The organism is Streptomyces sp. NBC_00388, from assembly GCF_036061255.1.
Classification (GTDB): domain Bacteria; phylum Actinomycetota; class Actinomycetes; order Streptomycetales; family Streptomycetaceae; genus Streptomyces.
This window is the reverse complement of record NZ_CP107948.1, coordinates 2026104-2046721: the sequence shown is the minus strand read 5'-3', so window position 1 is coordinate 2046721 and position 20618 is coordinate 2026104. Positions and strand designations below refer to the sequence as shown.

At 72.7% G+C, this 20618-nt stretch carries 15 protein-coding genes; 3 read left to right on the top strand and 12 right to left on the bottom strand.

Features of this window, described 5'->3' with window-relative positions; translation table 11 throughout:
- Nucleotides 1–11: 11 nt before the first annotated feature.
- Nucleotides 12–530, bottom strand: a complete 519-nt coding sequence (locus tag OG917_RS09345) for a DUF4240 domain-containing protein (protein ID WP_328317091.1) — start codon at nucleotides 528–530, stop codon at nucleotides 12–14.
- 149 nt (nucleotides 531–679) lie between these two features.
- Here OG917_RS09345 and OG917_RS09340 point away from each other — a divergent pair, with 149 nt between their 5' ends.
- Together OG917_RS09340 and OG917_RS09335 are read left to right on the top strand one after the other, a co-directional pair.
- Entirely contained in the window at nucleotides 680–2671 is a 1992-nt protein-coding gene (locus OG917_RS09340; protein ID WP_328317090.1) for a hypothetical protein, read from the top strand.
- 65 nt (nucleotides 2672–2736) lie between these two features.
- Nucleotides 2737–3660: an SDR family oxidoreductase gene (locus OG917_RS09335; protein WP_328317089.1), complete on the top strand. Its 924-nt coding sequence runs from the start codon at nucleotides 2737–2739 to the stop codon at nucleotides 3658–3660.
- Nucleotides 3661–3712: 52 nt separating this feature from the next.
- On the opposite strand, the gene OG917_RS09330 is transcribed toward OG917_RS09335, so the two are convergent.
- The 7 genes from OG917_RS09330 to OG917_RS09300 form a co-directional block, all read right to left on the bottom strand.
- Nucleotides 3713–4792, bottom strand: a complete 1080-nt coding sequence (locus tag OG917_RS09330; RefSeq protein WP_328317088.1) for a helix-turn-helix transcriptional regulator — start codon at nucleotides 4790–4792, stop codon at nucleotides 3713–3715.
- Nucleotides 4793–4921: 129 nt separating this feature from the next.
- On the bottom strand, nucleotides 4922–7588 hold the full coding sequence (aceE, locus tag OG917_RS09325) for a pyruvate dehydrogenase (acetyl-transferring), homodimeric type (protein WP_328317087.1): 2667 nt from the start codon (nucleotides 7586–7588) through the stop codon (nucleotides 4922–4924).
- Between the two features lie 205 nt (nucleotides 7589–7793).
- On the bottom strand, nucleotides 7794–8417 hold the full coding sequence (locus OG917_RS09320) for a GntR family transcriptional regulator (RefSeq protein ID WP_328317086.1): 624 nt from the start codon (nucleotides 8415–8417) through the stop codon (nucleotides 7794–7796).
- Between the two features lie 124 nt (nucleotides 8418–8541).
- Nucleotides 8542–10356, bottom strand: a complete 1815-nt coding sequence (gene sucB, locus OG917_RS09315) for a 2-oxoglutarate dehydrogenase, E2 component, dihydrolipoamide succinyltransferase (protein ID WP_328317085.1) — start codon at nucleotides 10354–10356, stop codon at nucleotides 8542–8544.
- A gap of 113 nt (nucleotides 10357–10469) precedes the next feature.
- Nucleotides 10470–11858, bottom strand: a complete 1389-nt coding sequence (gene lpdA, locus OG917_RS09310; protein WP_328317084.1) for a dihydrolipoyl dehydrogenase — start codon at nucleotides 11856–11858, stop codon at nucleotides 10470–10472.
- Nucleotides 11859–12164: 306 nt separating this feature from the next.
- Nucleotides 12165–13688, bottom strand: coding sequence for a leucyl aminopeptidase (locus OG917_RS09305; RefSeq protein ID WP_328317083.1), 1524 nt, complete (start codon nucleotides 13686–13688; stop codon nucleotides 12165–12167).
- Between the two features lie 171 nt (nucleotides 13689–13859).
- Entirely contained in the window at nucleotides 13860–14624 is a 765-nt protein-coding gene (locus tag OG917_RS09300) for an adenosylcobinamide-GDP ribazoletransferase (RefSeq protein WP_328317082.1), read from the bottom strand.
- 69 nt (nucleotides 14625–14693) lie between these two features.
- Here OG917_RS09300 and OG917_RS09295 point away from each other — a divergent pair, with 69 nt between their 5' ends.
- Nucleotides 14694–15473 (top strand): hypothetical protein, encoded by a 780-nt coding sequence (locus OG917_RS09295; RefSeq protein WP_328317081.1) that lies wholly within the window; start codon nucleotides 14694–14696, stop codon nucleotides 15471–15473.
- Here OG917_RS09295 and OG917_RS09290 read toward each other — a convergent pair.
- From OG917_RS09290 to OG917_RS09275, 4 genes are all read right to left on the bottom strand, one after another.
- Nucleotides 15362–16162 carry a hypothetical protein gene (locus OG917_RS09290; protein ID WP_328317080.1) on the bottom strand — a complete coding sequence of 267 codons (801 nt, stop codon included), beginning with the start codon at nucleotides 16160–16162 and terminating at the stop codon, nucleotides 15362–15364. The genes OG917_RS09295 and OG917_RS09290 overlap by 112 nt on opposite strands.
- Nucleotides 16126–17892, bottom strand: coding sequence for a phosphatidylglycerol lysyltransferase domain-containing protein (locus OG917_RS09285; protein ID WP_328317079.1), 1767 nt, complete (start codon nucleotides 17890–17892; stop codon nucleotides 16126–16128). Before OG917_RS09285 ends, OG917_RS09290 begins: the two co-directional genes overlap by 37 nt.
- A gap of 75 nt (nucleotides 17893–17967) precedes the next feature.
- Nucleotides 17968–19242 (bottom strand): nicotinate-nucleotide--dimethylbenzimidazole phosphoribosyltransferase, encoded by a 1275-nt coding sequence (locus OG917_RS09280; protein ID WP_443058930.1) that lies wholly within the window; start codon nucleotides 19240–19242, stop codon nucleotides 17968–17970.
- A 104-nt stretch (nucleotides 19243–19346) separates the two neighbouring features.
- Nucleotides 19347–20549, bottom strand: a complete 1203-nt coding sequence (locus OG917_RS09275) for a bifunctional adenosylcobinamide kinase/adenosylcobinamide-phosphate guanylyltransferase (protein ID WP_328317078.1) — start codon at nucleotides 20547–20549, stop codon at nucleotides 19347–19349.
- Between the last annotated feature and the right edge of the window lie 69 nt (nucleotides 20550–20618).

Genomic DNA, 20618 nt, shown 5'->3' with positions numbered 1-20618 from the left:
CGCGAGGGCGCTCAGGACCCGAACCGCTCCCACAGCCTGGGGTAGCGCTCGGCGAGTGCCTCGTCGTCGAAGTCGACCGGCGGCCCCTCCGGCTCGGCCGCCTGCGGCGGGATATCCAGATCGGGGGCGGGCGCCCCGGTCAGCTGCTCGTACGCCTCGTCGGCCGCGTACCCCAGATCCTCCCCGTCGCCGTCGATCTCCTCGTCGAAGTCGTCGAGGAGATCGGCCAGGGCGTCCGGATCCTGCAGCGCGCCCTCGAAGATCTCCCGGCCCTGGCCGATGAGCCAGCAGCGGAAGTAGTCGAAGGAGTCGCTGTCGCTCTCGCGCAGCAGCACGACCGACGCGCCCCACAGGTCCCAGCGGTACGCGCGGTTGTAGCGGGTCTCGAAGTACCGGGCGAATTCCAGCACGGACTCCGGGTCGAGCTGGGCCAATCGCTCGGTGAGCAGATCGGCGTGGTCCTCGGGGTCGCCGTCGGCGGCCGCGCGAGTGCTGTCGATGGTCTCCCAGAACTCCGTCTCGTCCCTCACGCGTACAGCATCGTGGTTGGCGGCCCGGTGTGCACGCGGAGCGCCGATCAGCGGCCCTCTTGTTACCGGGCGATGTGACCGTCCGATCATTCACTCGTTTGACGGGTGTAGCGATTCCGATCACTCACCCCAGAGGGGCCACTCCCGTCATGCGAACGCAAGAGCAACCGGAAGGGACGCGGTCCGGCGCCGCCCGCGTGGGCGTGGAACAGGCCGAAGCCGCTCTCGTCGAGCACTACCAGAGACTCGTCCGCCTCGCCTACATCACGCTGCCGCCCTCGCTGGGACGCCATCGCCGTGTGCTCGCGGCCCACGCCGCCGTCCAGCGCGCGCTGCCCGCCTCCCGCGGCGGCGGCCCGGACGGTCCGCGCGTGCCCGTCCAGCGCGGCGCCTCGGAGGACCCCGGGTACGTCCTGGTCAGACAGCGGGTGCTGGCCACCGCCCTGGCGTACGGCGAGCGCCCGGGCTGGTGGCCCCGGCAGCTGCCCGCGCCGCGTACGCTGCGGCCCGCGCTGCCCACCGTCTTCGGACTGCGGGTCTTCCCCCGTTCCGGCGGCGCCGATGAACTGGCCCTGGAACAGGCGCTTTCGGGCACCACGGCGGCTGCCAGGGCAGCGCTCGTCCTGCACCGCGTCGAAGGCCTGGGCGAGCAGGACACCCGTACGCTGCTGACGGCGGCGGGCGCCACCGACGCCGGGTCTGCGGTGCGCACGGCGCTGCGGCTGGCCCGCATGCCCGCGGAGACGGGCACCGACGCACTGCTGCGCTCCGACGAGTTCGACCCCTGTCTGGTGCACACCCGGCCCACCGACCTGATCCGGCGCAGACAGCGGATCAGGTTCGCGCGGTGCGTGGGCGTCGCCGTGACCGTGCTGGCGGTGGTCCTGGTCGTGGTGGACAGCGGCGGGTCCGTACCGCCCGCAGCGACCGGGCCCTTCGACCCCGCCGTCAGCGCCCGCGCGGCCGACCCCGGGCAGCTGCTGCGCGCCCCCGCGGGGGCGTGGGCCGACACCTCGCGCATCGACTTCACCGTCTGGCCGGCGCGTGGCGCCCGCAAGGACGACAGCGCGCTGCTCGGCCGGGCGCTCAAGGTCTGGGCGAGCCCTGCCCGTACGGTACGGATCTCCGCCACCCACGGCACGGCGACGGTGCCGCCCGCCCAGCCGCCCCGGCTGCTCTACGCGGGCGACGTGGACGGCGCGGCCGTCGTCCTGTTCGCCGACGGGGACCGAGTCATCCGCTACGCCGAGTCCACCGACGGCAAGGGCGCGCCCGCCCTCGACTTCGCCCGCACCGACAACGCCGACATCACCACCGGTGCCGCCGTCGTCATCGGCCGCACCGACGGCAACGCCCGTTTTCTGCTGGCGCCCTGGGTCGCCGAGTCGGCCACCCGCGACCTCCTCTCCCCTGACACCCCGGCACGCCCTCTCGACGAGGGCGAGGACGGTGTGACGGCCCCGGTGTCGAGCCCTGCCGTCCCGGCGGGCGGCGCCGGATGCGGGTCCTGGCCCGCGCTCCAGCTCCGCTCCTCCAGCAAGGTCGCGGAGAAGCACGCCTTCCTCCTCACCGACCTCGGCGATCTCTCGCCCGTCCACCTCACCTACACCCCGCCGCCGGGCGGTGGCGTCCCGGCGCGGCAGCCCAGGGAGGCGACCGGCAGTCAGGCGCTGCTCAGCTGGGCGCACACCGCCTGCTCGCTGGCCGGTGTCCGCGGCGGCGGCGTGCGCGCGGTGAACAACTGGGAGTACGCCCGTCAGCAGCTCCCCGAGAAGGGCGGCCAGGCCTCCTGGTTCTGCACCAGGGCGGACACCTGGCAGGGGTCCGGCAGGGTCTCCGTGCAGCTCCAGCTCCCCGCCGGGGAGGCGTCCCGGCCGGCCGCGCTCGTGGCACAGCGGCAGAACACCGCCCTGTGCAGCCGTTTCGGCCAGAACGTCCTGGCCGGTGCGAAGTGGAAGGCCGGGTCGGGCCGGTGGTACCTGCTGGCCGCGGGCAGCAGGGAGGTCCGCGAGATCGACGTGACCGGAGGCGTACGGGCCAGGAAGGACGGTACGACGATGGCGGTGCGGGCGGGACAGGCCAGCAGGGCCGTCATGACGGCCCGGCTGGCCGACGGGGACACGCTGAAGGCGCTGGGCTGAGACACGGATCCGGTCGCCCGGGAAACCGGACAGAAGATGTCGGGTATTGATGGCACGGTACCCGTATGCATACAGAGAAGCCTTTGACGGGACGAATCGCCCTGGTCGCCGGAGCCACCCGGGGAGCCGGCCGGGCCATCGCCGTGCAACTGGGTGCGGCCGGCGCCACCGTGTACGCGACCGGGCGCACCACCCGGGAGAAGCGGAGCGAGGTGGGGCGGGCCGAGACCATCGAGGAGACAGCCGGGCTGATCGCCGCCGCGGGCGGCACCGGGACCGCCGTGCCCACCGACCACCTGGACGCCGGACAGGTCCGCGCCCTCGTCGAGCGGATCGACCGCGAGCAGGGCCGGCTGGACATCCTGGTCAACAACGTCTGGGGAGGCGACCATCTCGCCGGGATCGGCGAGGGACACAAGATGTGGGAGATGCCGCTGGCGGACGGGCTCCGCATGCTGGAGCTCGGGGTGAAGAGCCACATCGTCACCAGCAGCGTCGCGCTCCCGCTGCTGGTCCGTGACCGCGGCGGTCTGGTCGTCGAGATGACCGACGGAACGGCCGAGTTCAACCGGGACTACCGGGAGAACTTCTACTTCGGTCTGGCGAAGAACGCGCCGATCAGGATGGCCGCCGACCTCGCACACGAGCTGGAGTCCTTCGGTGGCACCGCGGTCTGTCTCACCCCCGGATTCCTGCGCTCGGAGGCGATGCTCGACCACTTCGGCGTGACGGAGCCGACCTGGCGCGACGCCATCACGAAGGAGCCGCACTTCGCCATCGCCGAATCGCCGGTCTTCGTGGGCCGTGCGGTCGCCGCGCTGGCCGCCGACGCGGACCGGGCCCGCTGGAACGGACGGTCCCTCTCCAGCGGACAACTGGCCGGGGAGTACGGCTTCACGGACACGGACGGCAGCCGCCCCGACGCCTGGCGGTACATCACGGAGGTCGCACTCGGCGGGGCCGGACGATCGGCGGACGAGTACCGGTAGCGGTTTCGCGTCCGCCCCTCCCGCATACGCCCTCGCTCGCATACGCCCTCGCTCACGCGTAAAGCCGCGCCGCCGCCGTCAGCGCCTCCGCGAAGCGCGCCCGCAGCTCCGGAGGCTCCAGGACCTCCGCCTCCGGGCCGAGGCCCAGCAGTTGCCCGTACGCCACATCGAGCGACTCGACCGGCAGCGTGAGCGTCACCCGGCCCAGCTCGTCGGGGGCGGAGGCGGCGGTCAGCGCCTCGTTGGCCGCCGCACGGTCCACCGCGTACGGGAGGGACTCGGCGCCGGAAGCGGAGACCCGGACCACGACCTCCGCCCGCAGCAGTGACCGGGCGAAGCCGGCCGCCCGGTGTTCCCAGAAGGCAGGCAGGTCGAACGCCCCGTCCCGCGCGAAACAGCCGTCCTCATGGACGGCGAGGGTGGCCAAGCGGTCGATGCGGTACACACGGACGTCCCGGAACCGGTCGCCTTCCGCACCGTCCCCGGCCGGTGCCGGTGGCGTGCCGTACCCCCGGGCCGGCGCACGGTTCACCGCGCCGCCCTCCGCTGAGCTCCCCGTGCGCTGCTCCGCACGGGCGCAGAGGTACCAGACACCGGCCTTCAGTACGAGCCCGTACGGCTCCAGGGCGCGCTCCACATCGGAGCCGTCCCGGCGGCGGTACCGCACCGATATCCGCCGGTCCGCCCAGACCGCGTGCGCCAGCGGGGGGAGCAGCTCAGGAGTGGCCGGCTCCTGGTACCAGCCGGGCGCGTCCAGGTGGAAGCGCCGGGCCGCCGACGCCGGGGCGTCGCGCAGCGAGGGCAGCAGGGCCGCCGACACCTTCAGACGGGCGGCCGACGCGGCGTCGTCGAGGCCCATCTCCCGCAGGGCGCCGGGCAGTCCGGAGAGGAACAGCGCCTCGGCCTCGGTGCGGGCAAGACCGGTCAGCCGGGTGCGGTAACCGCCGATCAGCCGGTACCCGCCGGACCTGCCCCGCTCCGCGTACACCGGGACGCCCGCCTCCGAGAGGGCGAGCGCGTCCCGGGTGACGGTCCGCTCGGACACGTCGAGCTCCTGCGCCAGCTCGGCCGCCGTCATCAGCGACCGGGACTGGAGCAGCAGCACCATCTTGATCAGGCGGGCAGCGCGCATGGATTCAGCATGCACGCCGCCACCGACAGCGGGCGCGTGACATCGGGCACTCCCGATGTCACGCGCCCGCTGTCATGCGCTCACTGCGGCCTGCCCGGTGTCACGTACGCACACCTGGCGCGCCGCGGGTCACAGGCCGTAGCGCTCGCGTGCGTCCTTGACTGCCGAGACGGGGACCTCACCGCGCTTGGCGAGCGAGGCCAGCGCCGCGACGACGACCGACTGCGCGTCGACACCGAAGTGACGGCGGGCCGCCTCGCGGGTGTCCGAGAGACCGAAGCCATCGGTGCCGAGCGAGGTCCAGTCCTGCTCGACCCACTGGCTGATCTGGTCAGGGACCTGCCGCATCCAGTCGCTCACCGCGAGCACAGGACCGGGAGCACCGGCCAGCGCCTGGCTGACGTACGGAGTGCGCTGCTCGCCGCGGAGCATCGCCGCGTCGCACTCCAGCGCGTCGCGGCGCAGCTCGCCCCACGAGGTGGCGGACCAGACGTCGGCCGTGACTCCCCAGTCGGCCGCGAGCATCTCCTGCGCCTCCAGGGCCCAGTGGATCGCCGTGCCGGAGCCGAGCAGCTGTATCCGCGGGGCGCCGGACGCCGCCGCGCCCTCCTTGAAGCGGTACAGGCCGCGGCGGATGCCCTCCTCGACACCCTCGGGCATCGCGGGCTGCCGCATCGGCTCGTTGTAGACCGTCAGGTAGTAGAAGACGTTCTCCGCGTCCGGGCCGTACATCCGGCGCAGACCGTCCTTGACGATCACCGCGATCTCGAAGGCGAACGCCGGGTCGTAGTTGAGCGACGCCGGGTTGGTGGAGGCGATCAGATGCGAGTGGCCGTCCGCGTGCTGGAGCCCCTCGCCGGTCAGCGTGGTGCGACCCGCGGTGGCGCCGACGATGAAGCCGCGGCCGAGCTGGTCGCCCAGCTGCCACATCTGGTCGGCGGTGCGCTGCCAGCCGAACATCGAGTAGAAGATGTAGAAGGGGATCATCGGCTCGCCGTGCGTCGCGTACGACGTGGCGGCGGCGATGAAGTCGGCCATGGCGCCGGCCTCGGTGATCCCCTCGTTGAGGATCTGGCCGTCGGTGGCTTCCTTGTAGTACATCAGCTGGTCACGGTCGACCGCGTCGTACGTCTGGCCCTTCGGCGAGTAGATACCGGCCGAGGGGAAGAGCGACTCCATACCGAAGGTGCGGGCCTCGTCGGGGACGATCGGCACCCAGCGCTTGCCGGTCTGCTTGTCCCGCATCAGGTCCTTCATCAGCCGGACGAAGGCCATCGTGGTGGCCATCTCCTGCTGTCCCGAACCCTTGGTGAGCGCCTTGAACGCACGCTCCTCGGGCTCCGGGAGCACGACCTGGTGCACCCGGCGGGCCGGGGCGGGGCCGCCGAGCGCGGCACGGCGCTCCTGGAGGTAGCGGACCTCGGGGGAGTCGGCGCCGGGGTGGCCGTAGGGCACCAGGCCCTCGTCCAGCTTCGCGTCCGGGATGGGGAGGTCCAGCAGGTCGCGCATGGTGCGGAACTGCTTGCCGTCCAGCTTCTTCATCTGGTGGTTGGCGTTGCGGGACTCGAAGCCCTCGCCGAGGGTGTAGCCCTTCACGGTCTGCGCGAGGATCACGGTCGGCGCGCCCTTGAACTCCAGGGCGGCCCTGTACGCCGCGTACACCTTGCGGGCCTCGTGGCCGCCGCGCGAGGAGTGGAAACACTCGGCGATCTTCGCGTCGGTGAGCAGCTTCGCCAGCTCGGTGAGCGCGGGCTCGGCGCCGAAGAAGTGCTGGCGGATGTAGGCCACGTCGCGCGTCGCGTACGTCTGGAACTGCGCGTCGGGTACCTCGCGGAGGCGCCGGATCAGCGCGCCCGTGGTGTCGAGCTGGAACAGCTCGTCCCAGGCGGAGCCCCAGAGCGTCTTGACGACGTTCCAGCCGGCGCCGCGGAACTGGGCCTCCAGCTCCTGCACGACCCGGAAGTTGGCCCGCACCGGGCCGTCGAGGCGCTGCAGGTTGCAGTTGATGACGAAGGTCAGGTTGTCAAGACCCTCACGGGCGGCCAGGGTGAGCGCGGTCGTCGACTCGGGCTCGTCCATCTCGCCGTCGCCGAGGAAGGCCCAGACGTGCGAGTTCGAGGTGTCCTTGATGCCGCGGCCGGACAGGTAGCGGTTGAACCGTGCCTGGTAGATCGAGGAGATCGGGCCCAGGCCCATCGAGACCGTGGGGAACTCCCAGAGCCAGGGCAGCCGGCGCGGGTGCGGGTAGGACGGCAGGCCGTCGCCGCCCGCCTCCTGGCGGAAGTTGTCGAGCTGCTGCTCGCTGAGGCGTCCGTCGAGGAAGGCGCGGGCGTAGATGCCGGGCGACGCGTGGCCCTGGATGTAGAGCTGGTCGCCCGAGCCGTCGCCCTCCTTGCCGCGGAAGAAGTGGTTGAAGCCGGTCTCGTACAGCCAGGCGGCCGAGGCGAAGGTGGCGATGTGGCCGCCGACGCCGAACCGGGAGCCGCGGGTGACCATCGCGGCCGCGTTCCAGCGGTTCCACGCGGTGATCCGGCTCTCCATCGCCAGGTCGCCGTCGAAGGCGGGCTCGGCGGAAGTCGGAATGGTGTTGACGTAGTCGGTCTCCAGCAGCTTGGGCAGCGCGAGACCGGCGCCGTCGGCCCGCTCCAGCGTGCGGCGCATCAGATAGGCGGCACGGTGGGGGCCTGCGGCCTTGGTGACGGCGTCCAGGGAGGCCGCCCACTCGGCGGTCTCCTCGGGGTCGCGGTCCGGGAGCTGGTCGAGCTCGCTGTGAAGCGTGCCTACGGGGTCGGTCATGGTCGCCGCCTTCCGGACAGAACAGGGGGTGAAGAAAGGCCCGGTCTGGCAGGACAGGGCGACGGGCTGGGTAAAGCCCTCCGCAGACTGTAAGTCGCTGATCGATGATCGATCAAAGGGTAGAAGGGAAAATCTTTCCGTAGCGTAAAAAGTCGGCATGCGGTGTCAGGAATCGGGGCACGCGGTGCCGCAAAAACCTCCGGAATCAGGCTCGCGGTGCACATCCGAGCACGTGGTCCTTCACCAGAGGGCCGATCTGCGGGTCCCTGCGCCGGAACGCTTCGACGAGCGCCTCGTGCTCCTCCGCGTACGACTTCTGCACGGTCCCCAGCCAGCGGATCGACAGCGTCGTGAACACCTCGATGCCCAGGGACTCCCAGGTGTGCATCAGCACGCTGTTCCCGGCGGCCCGCACCAGCTCCCTGTGGAAGGCCACGGTGTGCCTGACCTGCGCCGCGCTGTCGCCCGCCCGGTCGGCCGTGTAGAGCGCTGCGACCGAGGGCTCCAGTGCGGAGACATCGGCCGCCAGCCGGTCCACGGCCAGTTCGGCGGCGATCTGTTCCAGGCCGGCCCGGACCGGATAGCTCTCCTCCAGGTCGGCCGCGGTCAGATTCCGCACGCGTACGCCCTTGTTGGGGGCCGACTCGATGAGCCGCAGTGACTCCAGCTCGCGCAGGGCCTCCCGTACGGGCGTCTGGCTGACCTCCAGCTCGACGGCGATCCGCCGCTCGACGATCCGTTCACCGGGCTGCCAGCGCCCGCGCACGATGCCCTCCACGATGTGCTCGCGAATCTGCTCGCGCAGGGAGTGGATGACGGGGGGCGTCATTTTGAGCTCCTTCGGACCGTATTGGTCTGGGCGGGACCGGTCCCTCGGACCAGGCCCCCCATGACAATACGGCGGCGCCCCCGTCCGGAAGTGATCCGGACGGGGGCGCCGCAGGTGAGGCTGGTTACAGGCCGAGCTCGACCTCGAACTCGCCGGCCTCCAGGATCGCCTTGACCGTCGTCAGGTAACGGGCCGCGTCGGCGCCGTCCACCAGGCGGTGGTCGTAGGAGAGAGCCAGGTACGTCATGTCGCGGACGCCGATGACGGTGCCCTCGGCGGTCTCGATGACGGCCGGACGCTTGACGGTCGCGCCGATGCCCAGGATGGCTGCCTGGTTCGGCGGGACGATGACCGTGTCGAACAGCGCGCCGCGCGAACCGGTGTTGCTGATCGTGAAGGTCGCACCGGACAGCTCGTCCGGGCTGATCTTGCTGGACCGGACCTTGCCCGCCAGCTCCGCGGTCTTCTTCGAGATGCCGGCGAGGTTGAGGTCGCCCGCGTCCTTGATGACCGGGGTCATCAGACCCTTCTCGGAGTCCACCGCGATACCGATGTTCTCGGTGTCGAAGTAGGTGATCGTGCCCTCGTCGTCGTTGATCCGGGCGTTGACGACCGGGTGGGCCTTCAGCGCCTGGGCGGCGGCCTTGACGAAGAACGGCATCGGGGACAGCTTGACGCCCTCACGGGCGGCGAAGCCTTCCTTGGCCTGGTTGCGCAGCTTCATCAGCTTGGTGATGTCCACCTCGACCACGGTGGTCAGCTGGGCCTGGCTGTGCAGGGCCTTCATCATGTTGTCGCCGATGACCTTGCGCATGCGGGTCATCTTGACGGTCTGGCCGCGCAGCGGCGAGACCTCCAGCTTCGGCGCCCTGGCGGCGGCGGCCGGAGCGGCGGACGGCGCCGGGGCGGCGGCCTTGGCGGCCTCCGCGGCGGTGATGACGTCCTGCTTGCGGATGCGGCCGCCGACGCCGGTGCCCTTGACCGAGCCCAGCTCGACACCGCTCTCGGCGGCGAGCTTGCGGACCAGCGGCGTCACGTAGGCGCCGTCGTCACCGGAGGTCGCGGCCGGAGCCGGGGCCGGGGTGACGGGGGCGGGCGCGGGGGAAGCGGCGGGCGCCGGAGCCGCGGGTGCGGCCGGTGCCTGCTGGGCGGGGGCCGGGGCGGCGGGGGCCGGTGCCGGAGCAGCCGGTGCCGGAGCGGCGGGTGCCGGAGCCGCCGCCGGGGCCGGGGCGGCGGGCGCTGCGGCCGGGGCCGCGCCCTTCGCGCCGACGACGGCGAGCCTGGCGCCGACCTCGGCGGTCTCGTCCTCGGCGACCAGGATCTCCAGCAGGGTGCCCGCGACGGGCGACGGGATCTCGGTGTCGACCTTGTCCGTCGAGACCTCGAGCAGCGGCTCGTCCTCGGCGACGTCGTCGCCGACTTCCTTGAGCCAGCGGGTGACGGTGCCCTCGGTGACGCTCTCGCCGAGCGCCGGCAGGGTGACGTCGGTGCCCTCGGCCGAACCGCCGGCGGCGGGCGCCGGGGTTTCGGCGGCGGGGGCGGCCGGGGCAGGAGCCTCGGCAGCGGGCGCGGGGGCTTCGGCGGCGGGGGCGGCCGGGGCAGGAGCCTCGGCAGCGGGCGCGGGGGCTTCGGCGGCGGGCGCGGGGGCTTCGGCAGCGGGCGCCTCGGCGGCCGGTGCGGCGGCGGGAGCCGACCCGCCCGTGCCGTCGTCGATGATGGCCAGCTCGGCGCCGACCTCGACGGTCTCGTCCTCGGCGACCTTGATGGAGGCCAGAACGCCGGAGGCCGGAGCCGGAATCTCGGTGTCGACCTTGTCGGTCGAGACCTCGAGCAGCGGCTCGTCGGCCTCGACGCGCTCGCCCTCGGCCTTGAGCCAGCGGGTGACGGTGCCCTCGGTGACGCTCTCTCCGAGCGCCGGCAGGGTTACGGAAACCGACATGGTTTCAGTTGCTCCTAACGAATGGGGTTTCCCCTGCTCGCGCGCGGCGGGGAGCCTGGGGAAGTGCGGAAGTGGTCGTCGCGGCCCTGCGACCGGGTGCCCGGGAGGGGCTCCTAGTCGTGGGCGTGAAGCGGCTTGCCGGCCAGGGCCAGGTGGGCCTCGCCGAGCGCCTCGCTCTGCGTCGGGTGCGCGTGGATGAGCTGCGCGACCTCGGCCGGCAGAGCTTCCCAGTTGTAGATCAGCTGGGCTTCGCCGACCTGCTCGCCCATTCGGTCACCGACCATGTGGATACCGACGACGGCACCGTCCTTGACCTGTACGAGCTTGATCTCGCCCGTGGTCTTGAGGATCTTGCTCCGGCCGTTGCCCGCGAGGCTGTACTTGAGGGCGACGACCTTGTCCGCGCCGTACACCTCCTTGGCCTTCGCCTCGGAGAGCCCCACCGACGCGACCTCGGGGTGGCAGTACGTCACCTTCGGCACGCCGTCGTAGTCGATCGGCACGGTCTTCAGACCGGCCAGACGCTCCGCGACGAGGATGCCCTCGGCGAAGCCGACGTGCGCGAGCTGCAGGGTCGGGACGAGGTCGCCGACGGCCGAGATCGTCTCGACGTTGGTCCGCATGTACTCGTCGACCAGGACGTAGCCCCGGTCCATCGCGACGCCCTGCTCCTCGTAGCCGAGGCCCTGCGAGACCGGACCGCGGCCGATGGCCACGAGCAGCACCTCGGCCTCGAACTCCTTGCCGTCGGCCAGCGTGACCTTGACACCCTTCTCGGTGTACTCGGCCTTGTCGAAGAAGGTGCCCAGGTTGAACTTGATACCGCGCTTGCGGAACGCCCGCTCCAGGAGCTTGGAGCTGTTCTCGTCCTCGACCGGCACCAGGTGCTTCAGGCCCTCGACGACGGTCACCTCGGTGCCGAAGGACTTCCACGCCGAGGCGAACTCGACGCCGATGACGCCGCCGCCCAGGATGACCGCGGACTCCGGGACCCGGTCGAGCGTCAGGGCGTGGTCGGAGGAGATGATGCGGTTGCCGTCGATCTCCAGGCCCGGCAGCGACTTCGGTACGGAGCCGGTGGCCAGGAGGATGTGGCGGCCCTGGATGCGCTTGCCGTCCACATCGACGGAGGTGGGGGACGAGAGACGCCCCTCGCCCTCGATGTAGGTCACCTTGCGGGAGGCGACCAGTCCCTGCAGGCCCTTGTAGAGGCCCGCGATCACGTCGTCCTTGTACTTGTGGACCCCGGCGATGTCGATGCCGTCGAAGGTGGCCTTGACACCGAACTGCTCGCTCTCGCGCGCCTGGTCGGCGATCTCGCCGGCGTGCAGCAGGGCCTTGGTGGGGATGCAGCCGTTGTGCAGGCAGGTACCACCCAGCTTGTTCTTCTCGATCAGGGCGACGTCGAGACCGAGCTGCGCCCCGCGCAGCGCCGCGGCGTAACCGCCGCTACCGCCGCCGAGAATCACTAGGTCGAAAACGGTGCTGGCGTCGTTCGCCACGTCACGTCCTCCATGCATGGTGCGCCGGTGCCGGTCTTCCCTGACCGGGCGGCGGCGGGTGTACGGCCGCTTCTATTCGGCCCTGTGGTGGGGGCCCTGTCCTGCCGAAGACCCATCTTCGCACTTGTCGGCCGCAGACGGGACGCCGGGCCGCAGTGCGGTACGTCCCATCCGCCGTCCGGGCCTCTCACCCGGGCGTACGCACGTACGGATTTCGTTCAGGGCGAACACCGGCAAAGACAGGGCAAAGCCGTACGGCCCCGGGCTCGGGGGCCCGGGGCCGTACGGGAGGCGCGGTGGTGCGGATCAGCCGAGGTCACCGTCGGCGGTGCGCTCCGCGAGCCGCACCAGGGTGCGGATCGCCGAGCCGGTGCCGCCCTTGGGGGTGTACCCGAAGGGACCCGCCTCGTTGAACGCGGGACCCGCGATGTCGAGGTGGGCCCAGGTGATGCCCTCGCCGACGAACTCCTGGAGGAACAGGCCGGCGACCAGGCCGCCGCCCATCCGCTCGCCCATGTTGGCCATGTCGGCGGTGGGGGAGTCCATGCCCTTGCGGAGGTCCGCGGGGAGCGGCATGGGCCAGGACGGCTCGCCGACCTCCTCCGCGATCTCGTGCAGCGACGTACGGAAGGCGTCGTCGTTGGCCATGATGCCGAAGGTGCGGTTGCCGAGCGCCAGCACCATCGCACCGGTCAGCGTCGCCACGTCGACGATCGCGTCGGGCGTCTCCTCGGAGGCCTTCGCGATCGCGTCGGCCAGCACCAGCCGACCCTCGGCGTCGGTGTTGAGGACCTCGACGGTCTTGCCGCTGTACATCCGGAGGACGTCACCGGGGCGGGTGGCCGAGCCCGACGGCATGTTCTCGGCGAGCGCCAGCCAGCCGGTGACATTGACCTGGAGGCCGAGGCGCGCGGCGGCGACGACAGCGGCGAACACGGCGGCGGCGCCGGCCATGTCGCACTTCATCGTCTCGTTGTGGCCGGCCGGCTTGAGCGAGATGCCGCCCGAGTCGTAGGTGATGCCCTTGCCGACGAAGGCGAGCGACTTCTCCGCCTTGGAGTGCGTGTACGAGAGCTTCACCAGCCGCGGCGGGGCCTCCGAGCCGACACCGACACCGAGGATGCCGCCGAAGCCGCCCTTGGTGAGTGCCTTCTCGTCGAGCACCTGCACCTTGATGCCGTGCTCCTTGCCCGCCGCCGTGGCGACAGCGGCGAAGGACACCGGGTTCAGCTCGTTCGGCGGGGTGTTGACCAGGTCGCGGGCGCGGTTGATCTCCTCGGCCACGGTCACGGCGCGCTCGGCTGCGGCCTTGTGCGCCTTGTCGCGCGGCTTGGCACCGAGCAGGGCGGCCTCACCGAGCGGGCCCCTGGCGTCCTTGGGGACGGCCTGGAACGCGGTGAAGGCGTAGGCCCCGAGCAGCGCGCCCTCACCGATCGCCTGGACGTCCTCGGCCGTGGCGACGGGCAGGGCGAAGGCGGCCTTCTTGGCGCCGGCCAGCACCCGGGCGGCGACACCGGCGGCGCGGCGCAGCGTCTCCTCGGCGTACTCGCCGTCCGCTGCGTCCGTCTTGTCCGGTACGGCGCCGAGCCCGACGGCCAGCACCACCGGGGCCTTGAGGCCGGACGGCGCGGGGACCTTGGTCGCCTCGCCCTCGGCGCCGGTGGCACCGAGGGTCTCCAGGACGGCGGCGAGCTTCCCGCCGAACGCCTTGTCCACGGCTTCGGCGCCCGGTGCGACCACGGGCCCCTTGGCGCCCTTCGCCACGCCTACGACGACGGCGTCGGCGCGCAGCGTTGCGGCGCCGGCCGTGCTGAGAGTGAGAGCAGTCACGGTGGTGAAATCTCGCTTCCGTTGAGTTTGTCGGTGGCCGATGGATGGGGCCGCCCCGCCGCAGAGCCTACGCTCGGTGACGGAAATCGCCCACGCGGGCTGCTTGTCGGACAGAGCGGTGGGGGAGACGGGCCGGACGGCGTCGCGTGTCCCGCCGGGTCCGGGGGCCGGCTAGCCGAACGTCAGCACCACCAGGGCCGCCGTCGCCGCGGTCTCGGCCAGCGCGCCGAAGACGTCGCCTGTGACCCCGCCGAAGCGGTGCACGCAGTGCCGCAGCAGGAGTTGGGCGGCGCCGAGCGCCAGCAGGACGGCCAGTGCGTGGCGCAGCGCGCCGTACGGACCGAGGAGCGCGCCGGCGGCGGCGCAGGCCGCGGTGACGCCGGCTGCCGTGGCCAGCGCGGCCCCGGGGGGCACGGTCCCGGCCACCGCGGCGCCCAGCCCGTCCGGGCGGGCGGCGGGAACCCCCCGGCGGCAGGCGAGCGTCAGCGCCAGCCGGGCGGTCAGCGCGCAGACGACGGCGCCCGCCGTTCCGTACTCCCAGCCCTCCCCGTACAGCCGGGCCAGGGCGGCGACCTGGGCGAGCAGGACGAGGACCAGCGCCACCACGCCGAAAGGGCCGATGTCCGACTGCTTCATGACGCGCAGCGCGTCATCGGCGGGCCTGGCGCTGCCCAGCCCGTCGGCGACGTCCGCCAGCCCGTCCAGATGCAGACCACGGGTGAGGACCGCAGGTACGGCCGTGCTCACCACGGCTGCGAGCAGCGGCCCCGGCCCGAGCAGCAGCACCGGTGCGCCGAGCGCCGCGGCGCACACCCCCACGACCAGCCCGGCCAGCGGGGCGCAGAGCATGCCCGAGCGCGCCGCCGCCCGGTCCCAGCGCGTCACCCGGACCGGGAGGACCGTGAGCGTGCCGAAGGCGAAACGTATGCCGTCCATGGCGCGCAGGCTATCCGCTGCCGGGGGCGGATAAGTTGCGTATAACAGTCGGAAAGGGAAGCGGGTGGCATGGGTCACTGGTGGGTGCGGAACATCGTGGAACCCGGCAAGCTCCCGCTGACGCTGGCGCTCTTCTCCTTCGTGCTGTCCTTCGTGGTCGTGCGGTCCATCGCCCGGCTGATCCGGGCGGGCCGGGGGCCGTTCCGCAACGTGACGCCGGGCGGGATGCACATCCACCACGTCGTGCCCGGTGTCGTCCTGGCGGTCGTCGGCGGCTTCGGCGCGGTGGCCAGCGGACGGCACGGGGCGGGCGCCGCTGTCTGCGCGGTCCTCTTCGGGACCGGCGCCGGGCTGGTCCTCGACGAGTTCGCCCTGCTGCTGTACCTGGCCGACGTGTACTGGAGTGACCAGGGCCGCAAGAGCGTCGAGATCGTGGTGCTCACCGCGGCCCTGGTGGGGCTCGTGCTGGGCGGCTTCCTGCCGTTCGGCGTCAACGCGCTGTCGCCCCAGGAGATCCATGACCGGGGGGCGCTGGCGGCGAACGCCGCACTGAACTTCGCCTTCGCGCTCGTCGCCCTGAGCAAGGGCAAGCCCCGGACCGCCCTGATCGGCGCCGTCGTCCCGTTCGTCGCCCTGATCGGGGCCGTACGGCTCGCCCGGCCGGTCTCGCCGTGGGCCAGGCGGTTCTACCGCCACCGCCACCGGACGCGCGCCAGGGCGATGCGGCGCGCCTACCGTCACGACAGGCGCTGGGCGGGCCCCCGGCGCCGGCTTGAGGAGTTCATCGGCGGGGCCCCCGACCCGGACCGGACCGGGCCGGCCCGGCGGGACGGCGGCCCGCCCCGCTGACGCCGGCGGTCCCGCCAGGCCGCCAGCGCGCAGAGCGCCAGCGCCGCCAGGATCGCCGCCAGATGCTCCTTGCCCGCCAGGTTGTCCTTGACGACCAGCTCCAGGACCATCCCCACGATCACCGCGCCGGCCGTCCACCGGGCGCCCAGCCGCCAGCAGACATAGACGGCGAGACCGACCACCGCGGCGGACGGACCGGTGTCGACGATCAGCGCGTCCGACGGCTTCACACCGAGGAAGCCGTCGGGCTCCAGCGCGATCGCGGCGCGGGCGTACAGGGTCCCGGCGAGCGTGGTGACGTACGAGATGAGGAGCGTCCGCCACCAGCCGATGCAGATCTCCGCGATGCCGAACACCAGCAGGACCTGGACCAGCGCACCCCAGACCGGCAGATCGAGCGCCGGCACGAAGAGCGAGAGCGGGGTGCGCAGCAGCGCCAGCCAGAGCGGGTCCAGCGCCCGGACGAAGCCGACGGTCTGCACCGGCCGCAGCCCCCACGACTGGTTCTGCACGATCTGGAAGCACGCCGTCAGCGCGACCGCGCCGAGCGTCAGCGGGACGGCACGCCACTTCCTGGTGACGAGCGCCGTGCGTACGGCGGTGAACAGCGGACCCCACTCACGCCGGGCCGCCGCGCGCAGGGCGCGCCGGTTCACCGTCTCGTCCCGAGCGGTGTGCGGTGCAGCCACCCGGGCAGTCCCGGGGCTTCCAGGAAGCCCTCGGCGCGCGCTGACGCGACCGCGATGCGCAGCAGATCCGCGCTCTTCTCGAACAGCATGAAACGGGGCTCCCAGATCGGCCGGTACTTGGCGTTGGCTCGGTACAGCGACTCGATCTGCCACCACCGCGAGAAGAAGGTGAGGAAGGAGCGCCAGAGCCTCAGTACGGGGCCGGCCCCGAGCTTCGAGCCACGTTCGAAGACCGATCTGAACATCGCGAAGTTGAGCGAGACCTGAGTGATCCCGATCTCCTTCGCCCCTTGCAGAAGCTCAATGATCATGAACTCGATCAGGCCGTTCCCGGCCTCACGGTCACGGCGCATCAGGTCGAGCGAGAGCCCTTCGCTGCCCCAGGGCGCGAAACTCAGCAGGGCGCGCAACTCGCCCTCGCCGTCCCGGCATTCGAGCATCATGCAGCGGCCGTCCGCCGGGTCGCCGAGCCGCCCGAGCGCCATCGAGAAACCCCGCTCGGTGGCGCCGTCGCGCCAGTCGTCGGCCCGGCGCACCAAGTGCTCCATCTCGGGCCCCGGGATCTCCGCGTGGCGCCGGGCCCGGACCGTGTACCCGGCGCGCTCCACCCGCTTGCAGGCCTGGCGCACGGTCCGCATGGCCCGGCCCTCCAGGGTGAACTCCGCGGTCTCCACGATCGCTTCGTCACCGAACTCCAGCGCGTCGAGGCCGTGCCTGGCGTAGACGGTGCCGGCCTCCTCGCTCGCGCCCATCACGGCGGGCAGCCAGCCGTGCTCGCGCGCCTCGGCCAGCCACGGTTCGATCGCCCCCGGCCAGGCCTCCGGGTCCCCGATCGGGTCCCCGGACGCCAGCGAGACCCCGCCGAGCACCCGGTAGGCGACCGCGGCCTTGCCCGTGGGGGACCAGACGACGCTCTTGTCGCGGCGCAGTGCGAAGTAGCCGAGCGAGTCGCGCTCGCCGTGCCGCTCCAGGAGGGCGCGCAGCCGGTCCTCGTCGTCGGGGGTGATCGGGTCGGTGGCGCGCCGGGAGCGGAAGGCGGCGAAGAGCACCGCGAGCAGCAGCAGAGTGGAGAGCGCGTTGATGACGACGTCGACCCAGGCGGGGGTCTCGATGCCCTGGACGCGGGAGTCGTCGGGGACCAGCGAGATCAGCCGCATCACGCCGTACCGCCAGCGGTCGGGGAACGACGAACGGTACGTGTCATGGGCCGTGTTGGTGAGGGTGACCAGCAGCGAGGCCAGCAGCGAGCAGGCCAGCAGACCGCCCGCCGCCACGGCGGCGGCCAGCTTCGGGTTGGAACGGTCGCCCTTCGCGTAGTACTCCCGCCTGCCGATCAGGAGCGACAGCACGAAGGCGGCGGTCAGGGCCAGCGAGACCCAGTTCTGCGCGTACCTGCGGAACTCCGGGAAGCACATGGCCAGTACGAGCACCAGCAGGAAGAGTCCGCCGATGATCAGGTTGAGCAGCCAGGCGGCCCGCTTGCGGCGGCGCATGGTGATGGCCAGGAAGAGGGTGAAGGCGCCCGAGGCGAAGCCCGCGGTGAGCAGGTAGGGCGTGAAGAAGTACTCGGTGTTGTGCCGGCGCAGGTCCTGGCCGAGGGAGACCCACGCGGCGCCCAGCAGGTTGATGAACGTCACGGCGCGCAGGTACCAGACGGCGAACGCCGCACAGCGGCGCGAGCGGACCGTGGTCAGGGGAGTACCCCCGGCAGATGTACGGACTTCTCCCATGAAACGCGATGATATGGGGCGCCTGGGATCCTGCCGGTAGGTGCGGCGGCCGACGGCAGGCCGACCGCCGCTGTGCTACACCCCACTGTCTCCCGCGGAGGGCTCCGGCGCCACCGAAGTCGCTTCTCCGCCGGGGGAGTTCGGCAGGGATCCGGTCGCGGCGCCGTCGGCGGGGGCGGCTTGGGCGGAGGTCTCCGCGACCGGGGCCGCGAGCCCGCCGGACCCTTCCGCGCCCGGCGCCGCACCGCCCGCCGCGTCCGCCTCCCCGGCGCCGTCCGCTTCCCCGGCGCCGTCCGTCCCCTCCGCCGGGCGTTCCGGCAGCTCCGCCGCCAGCGCCGCCGCCGCCTGCACGAACGGCAGCGCCAGCAGCGCCCCCGTCCCCTCGCCGACCGTCACCCCGTGGTCGAGCAGCGGCGTCAGCGCCATCCGGTCCAGTGCCTTGGCCTGGGCCGGTTCACCGCTGACCTGGCCGGCCAGCCACGACTCGGGGGCACGGAAGGCGGCCCGCTGGCCCACCAGCGCACACGCGGCCGACACCACTCCGTCGAGGATGACCGGCAGCCGCCGCACCGAGCACTGGAGCAGGAAGCCGGTCATCGCGGCCAGATCCGCTCCGCCGACCGCGGCCAGCAGCTCCAGCTGGTCGCCGAGGACCGGGCGGGCCCGGCGCAGCGCGTCCCTGACCGCCGCGCACTTGCGCATCCACACGAGGTCGTCGATGGCAGCTCCGCCGCGCCCGGTGACGACGGAGGCGTCCGTGCCGCAGAGCGCGGCGATCAGGGTGGAAGCGGCGGTGGTTCCGCCGACGCTCAGATCACCCAGCACGACCAGGGCGGTGCCCGAGTCGGCCTCCTCGTCCGCGATGGCCATGCCCAGCCGTACGGCCTGCTCGGCCTCCGCCGCGGTGAGTGCGTCCTCGATGTCGATCCGGCCGGAGCCGCGCCGCACCCGGTGCCGTACGACCTCGTCGGGCAGCAGCGCCGGATCGCAGTCCAGGCCCGCGTCGATGATCCGCACGGGCACGCCGAGCCGCCGGGCCAGCACCGCGACCGGGCTCTCCCCGTCCAGCACGGCCCGGACCAGCAGGTGCGCGCTGCCCGCGGGCCGCGCCGACACATCCAGCCCGGCCACCCCGTGGTCGCCCGCGAACAGCACCACACGGGCCTGGTCGACGGGCCTGACAGGTACCGCGGACTGCGCTGCCGAGAGCCACTCACCCAGCTCGTCGAGCCGGCCGAGCGCGCCGGGCGGAACGGCCAGCCGCTCCCGGCGTTCCTCGGCTTCGCGCCGTACGCCGCTGTCGGGGCGTTCGATCAGATCGGAGAAGTCGTCGAGATTCAGCGCGCTCATTCGCCGAACAGTACCGGCAGCATTCCTGGCGAGATGTCCGCGGACCGCCGCGCGGCCCATACGTTCCACTGTGCGCCGGATTGTGCTCCGGCCACGGCCGGAGCTCAGCCGCGCAGCACGACCGCCTGCCCGGCGACGACCAGCAGGACCTGCTCGCACTCGGCGGCGAAGGCCGCGTTCAGCCGCCCCAGTTCGTCGCGGAAGCGCCGCCCCGACGCGGTCGCGGGCACCACCCCCGAGCCCACTTCGTTGCTGACCGCCACGACCATGCGCCCGGTGGCCCTGACCGCGGCGACCAGCTCGCTCACCCGGGTGCTCAGCGCCTGCTCGCCGCCCTGCGCCCACCGGGCGTCGTCCCAGGCGCCCGCCCGGTCCATCGCGTCGGTCAGCCAGAGCGACAGGCAGTCGATCAGCAGCGGGGGCCCGCCGTCGTCCGCCAGCAGCGGCAGCAGTTCACAGGTCTCCTCGGTCCGCCAGGAGCCGGGCCTGCGCTCACGGTGCAGACCCACCCGCGACGCCCACTCGGCGTCGCCGTCGCGGCTGCCGCCCGTCGCCACGTACACGACCCCGGGGAAGCCCTCCAGCCGGCGCTCCGCCTCCACGGACTTGCCGGAGCGCGCACCGCCGAGCACCAGGGCGCGGCGCGGGAGATCGGGGACCGCGTGGTACTCACCGACGATCAGCGTCGTCCCGTCCGGCACCGCCCGCGCCCCGGCGGCGGCCAGCCGCCGGGTCAGCTCGGGGCCAGGCGGCACCTCGTGGCCGATGTGCACGGCGAGCACATCGGTGGTCGCACTGATGGCGCCGCTCGCCCGCAGCCTGGCCAGGGCGTCCGGCCGTCCGACGACATCGGCGGCCACCATCTCGTACGGGTCCTGGCCGTCCGGGAGCCCGGCCGGTGAGGCTCCGGGCGGCAGGTACAGCAGCCGCTCGCCCTCCGGCGACGTCACCTCGTACCCGGTGCCGGGGGAGTCCATCGCGACCGCTCGCACCCGGTGCCCGCTGATCAGCGTCAGCACCCGTCCGTCCGCCACCCGGCCGGCCGGCGGCAGCCCGGCCGGCAGCTCCACCGGCGGCCCGTCGTGCGGATGGGTGAGCAGCACCTGGCGTACCCCGGCCAGCGAGTGCCCGGCGCGGGCGGCGGCCAGCGCTGCCCCCGGGGTGAGATCGAGCAGCAGTACGCCGTCGAGGAGCAGCGCGGTCGCCGCCCGCGCCCGGTCGCCCCGGGCGGCCGCACAGACGGCGCAGGGACAGGCGGGACGGGGCAGGCCGTCGGGGGCACCGGTGCCGAGGAGAGTGAGTTCCACAGGAAGATCCTCCCGCGCCGCCGCTCCCGGTGCGCGCCCGGCTACGCTGCCAGCAGGCTGTGAGCCCGC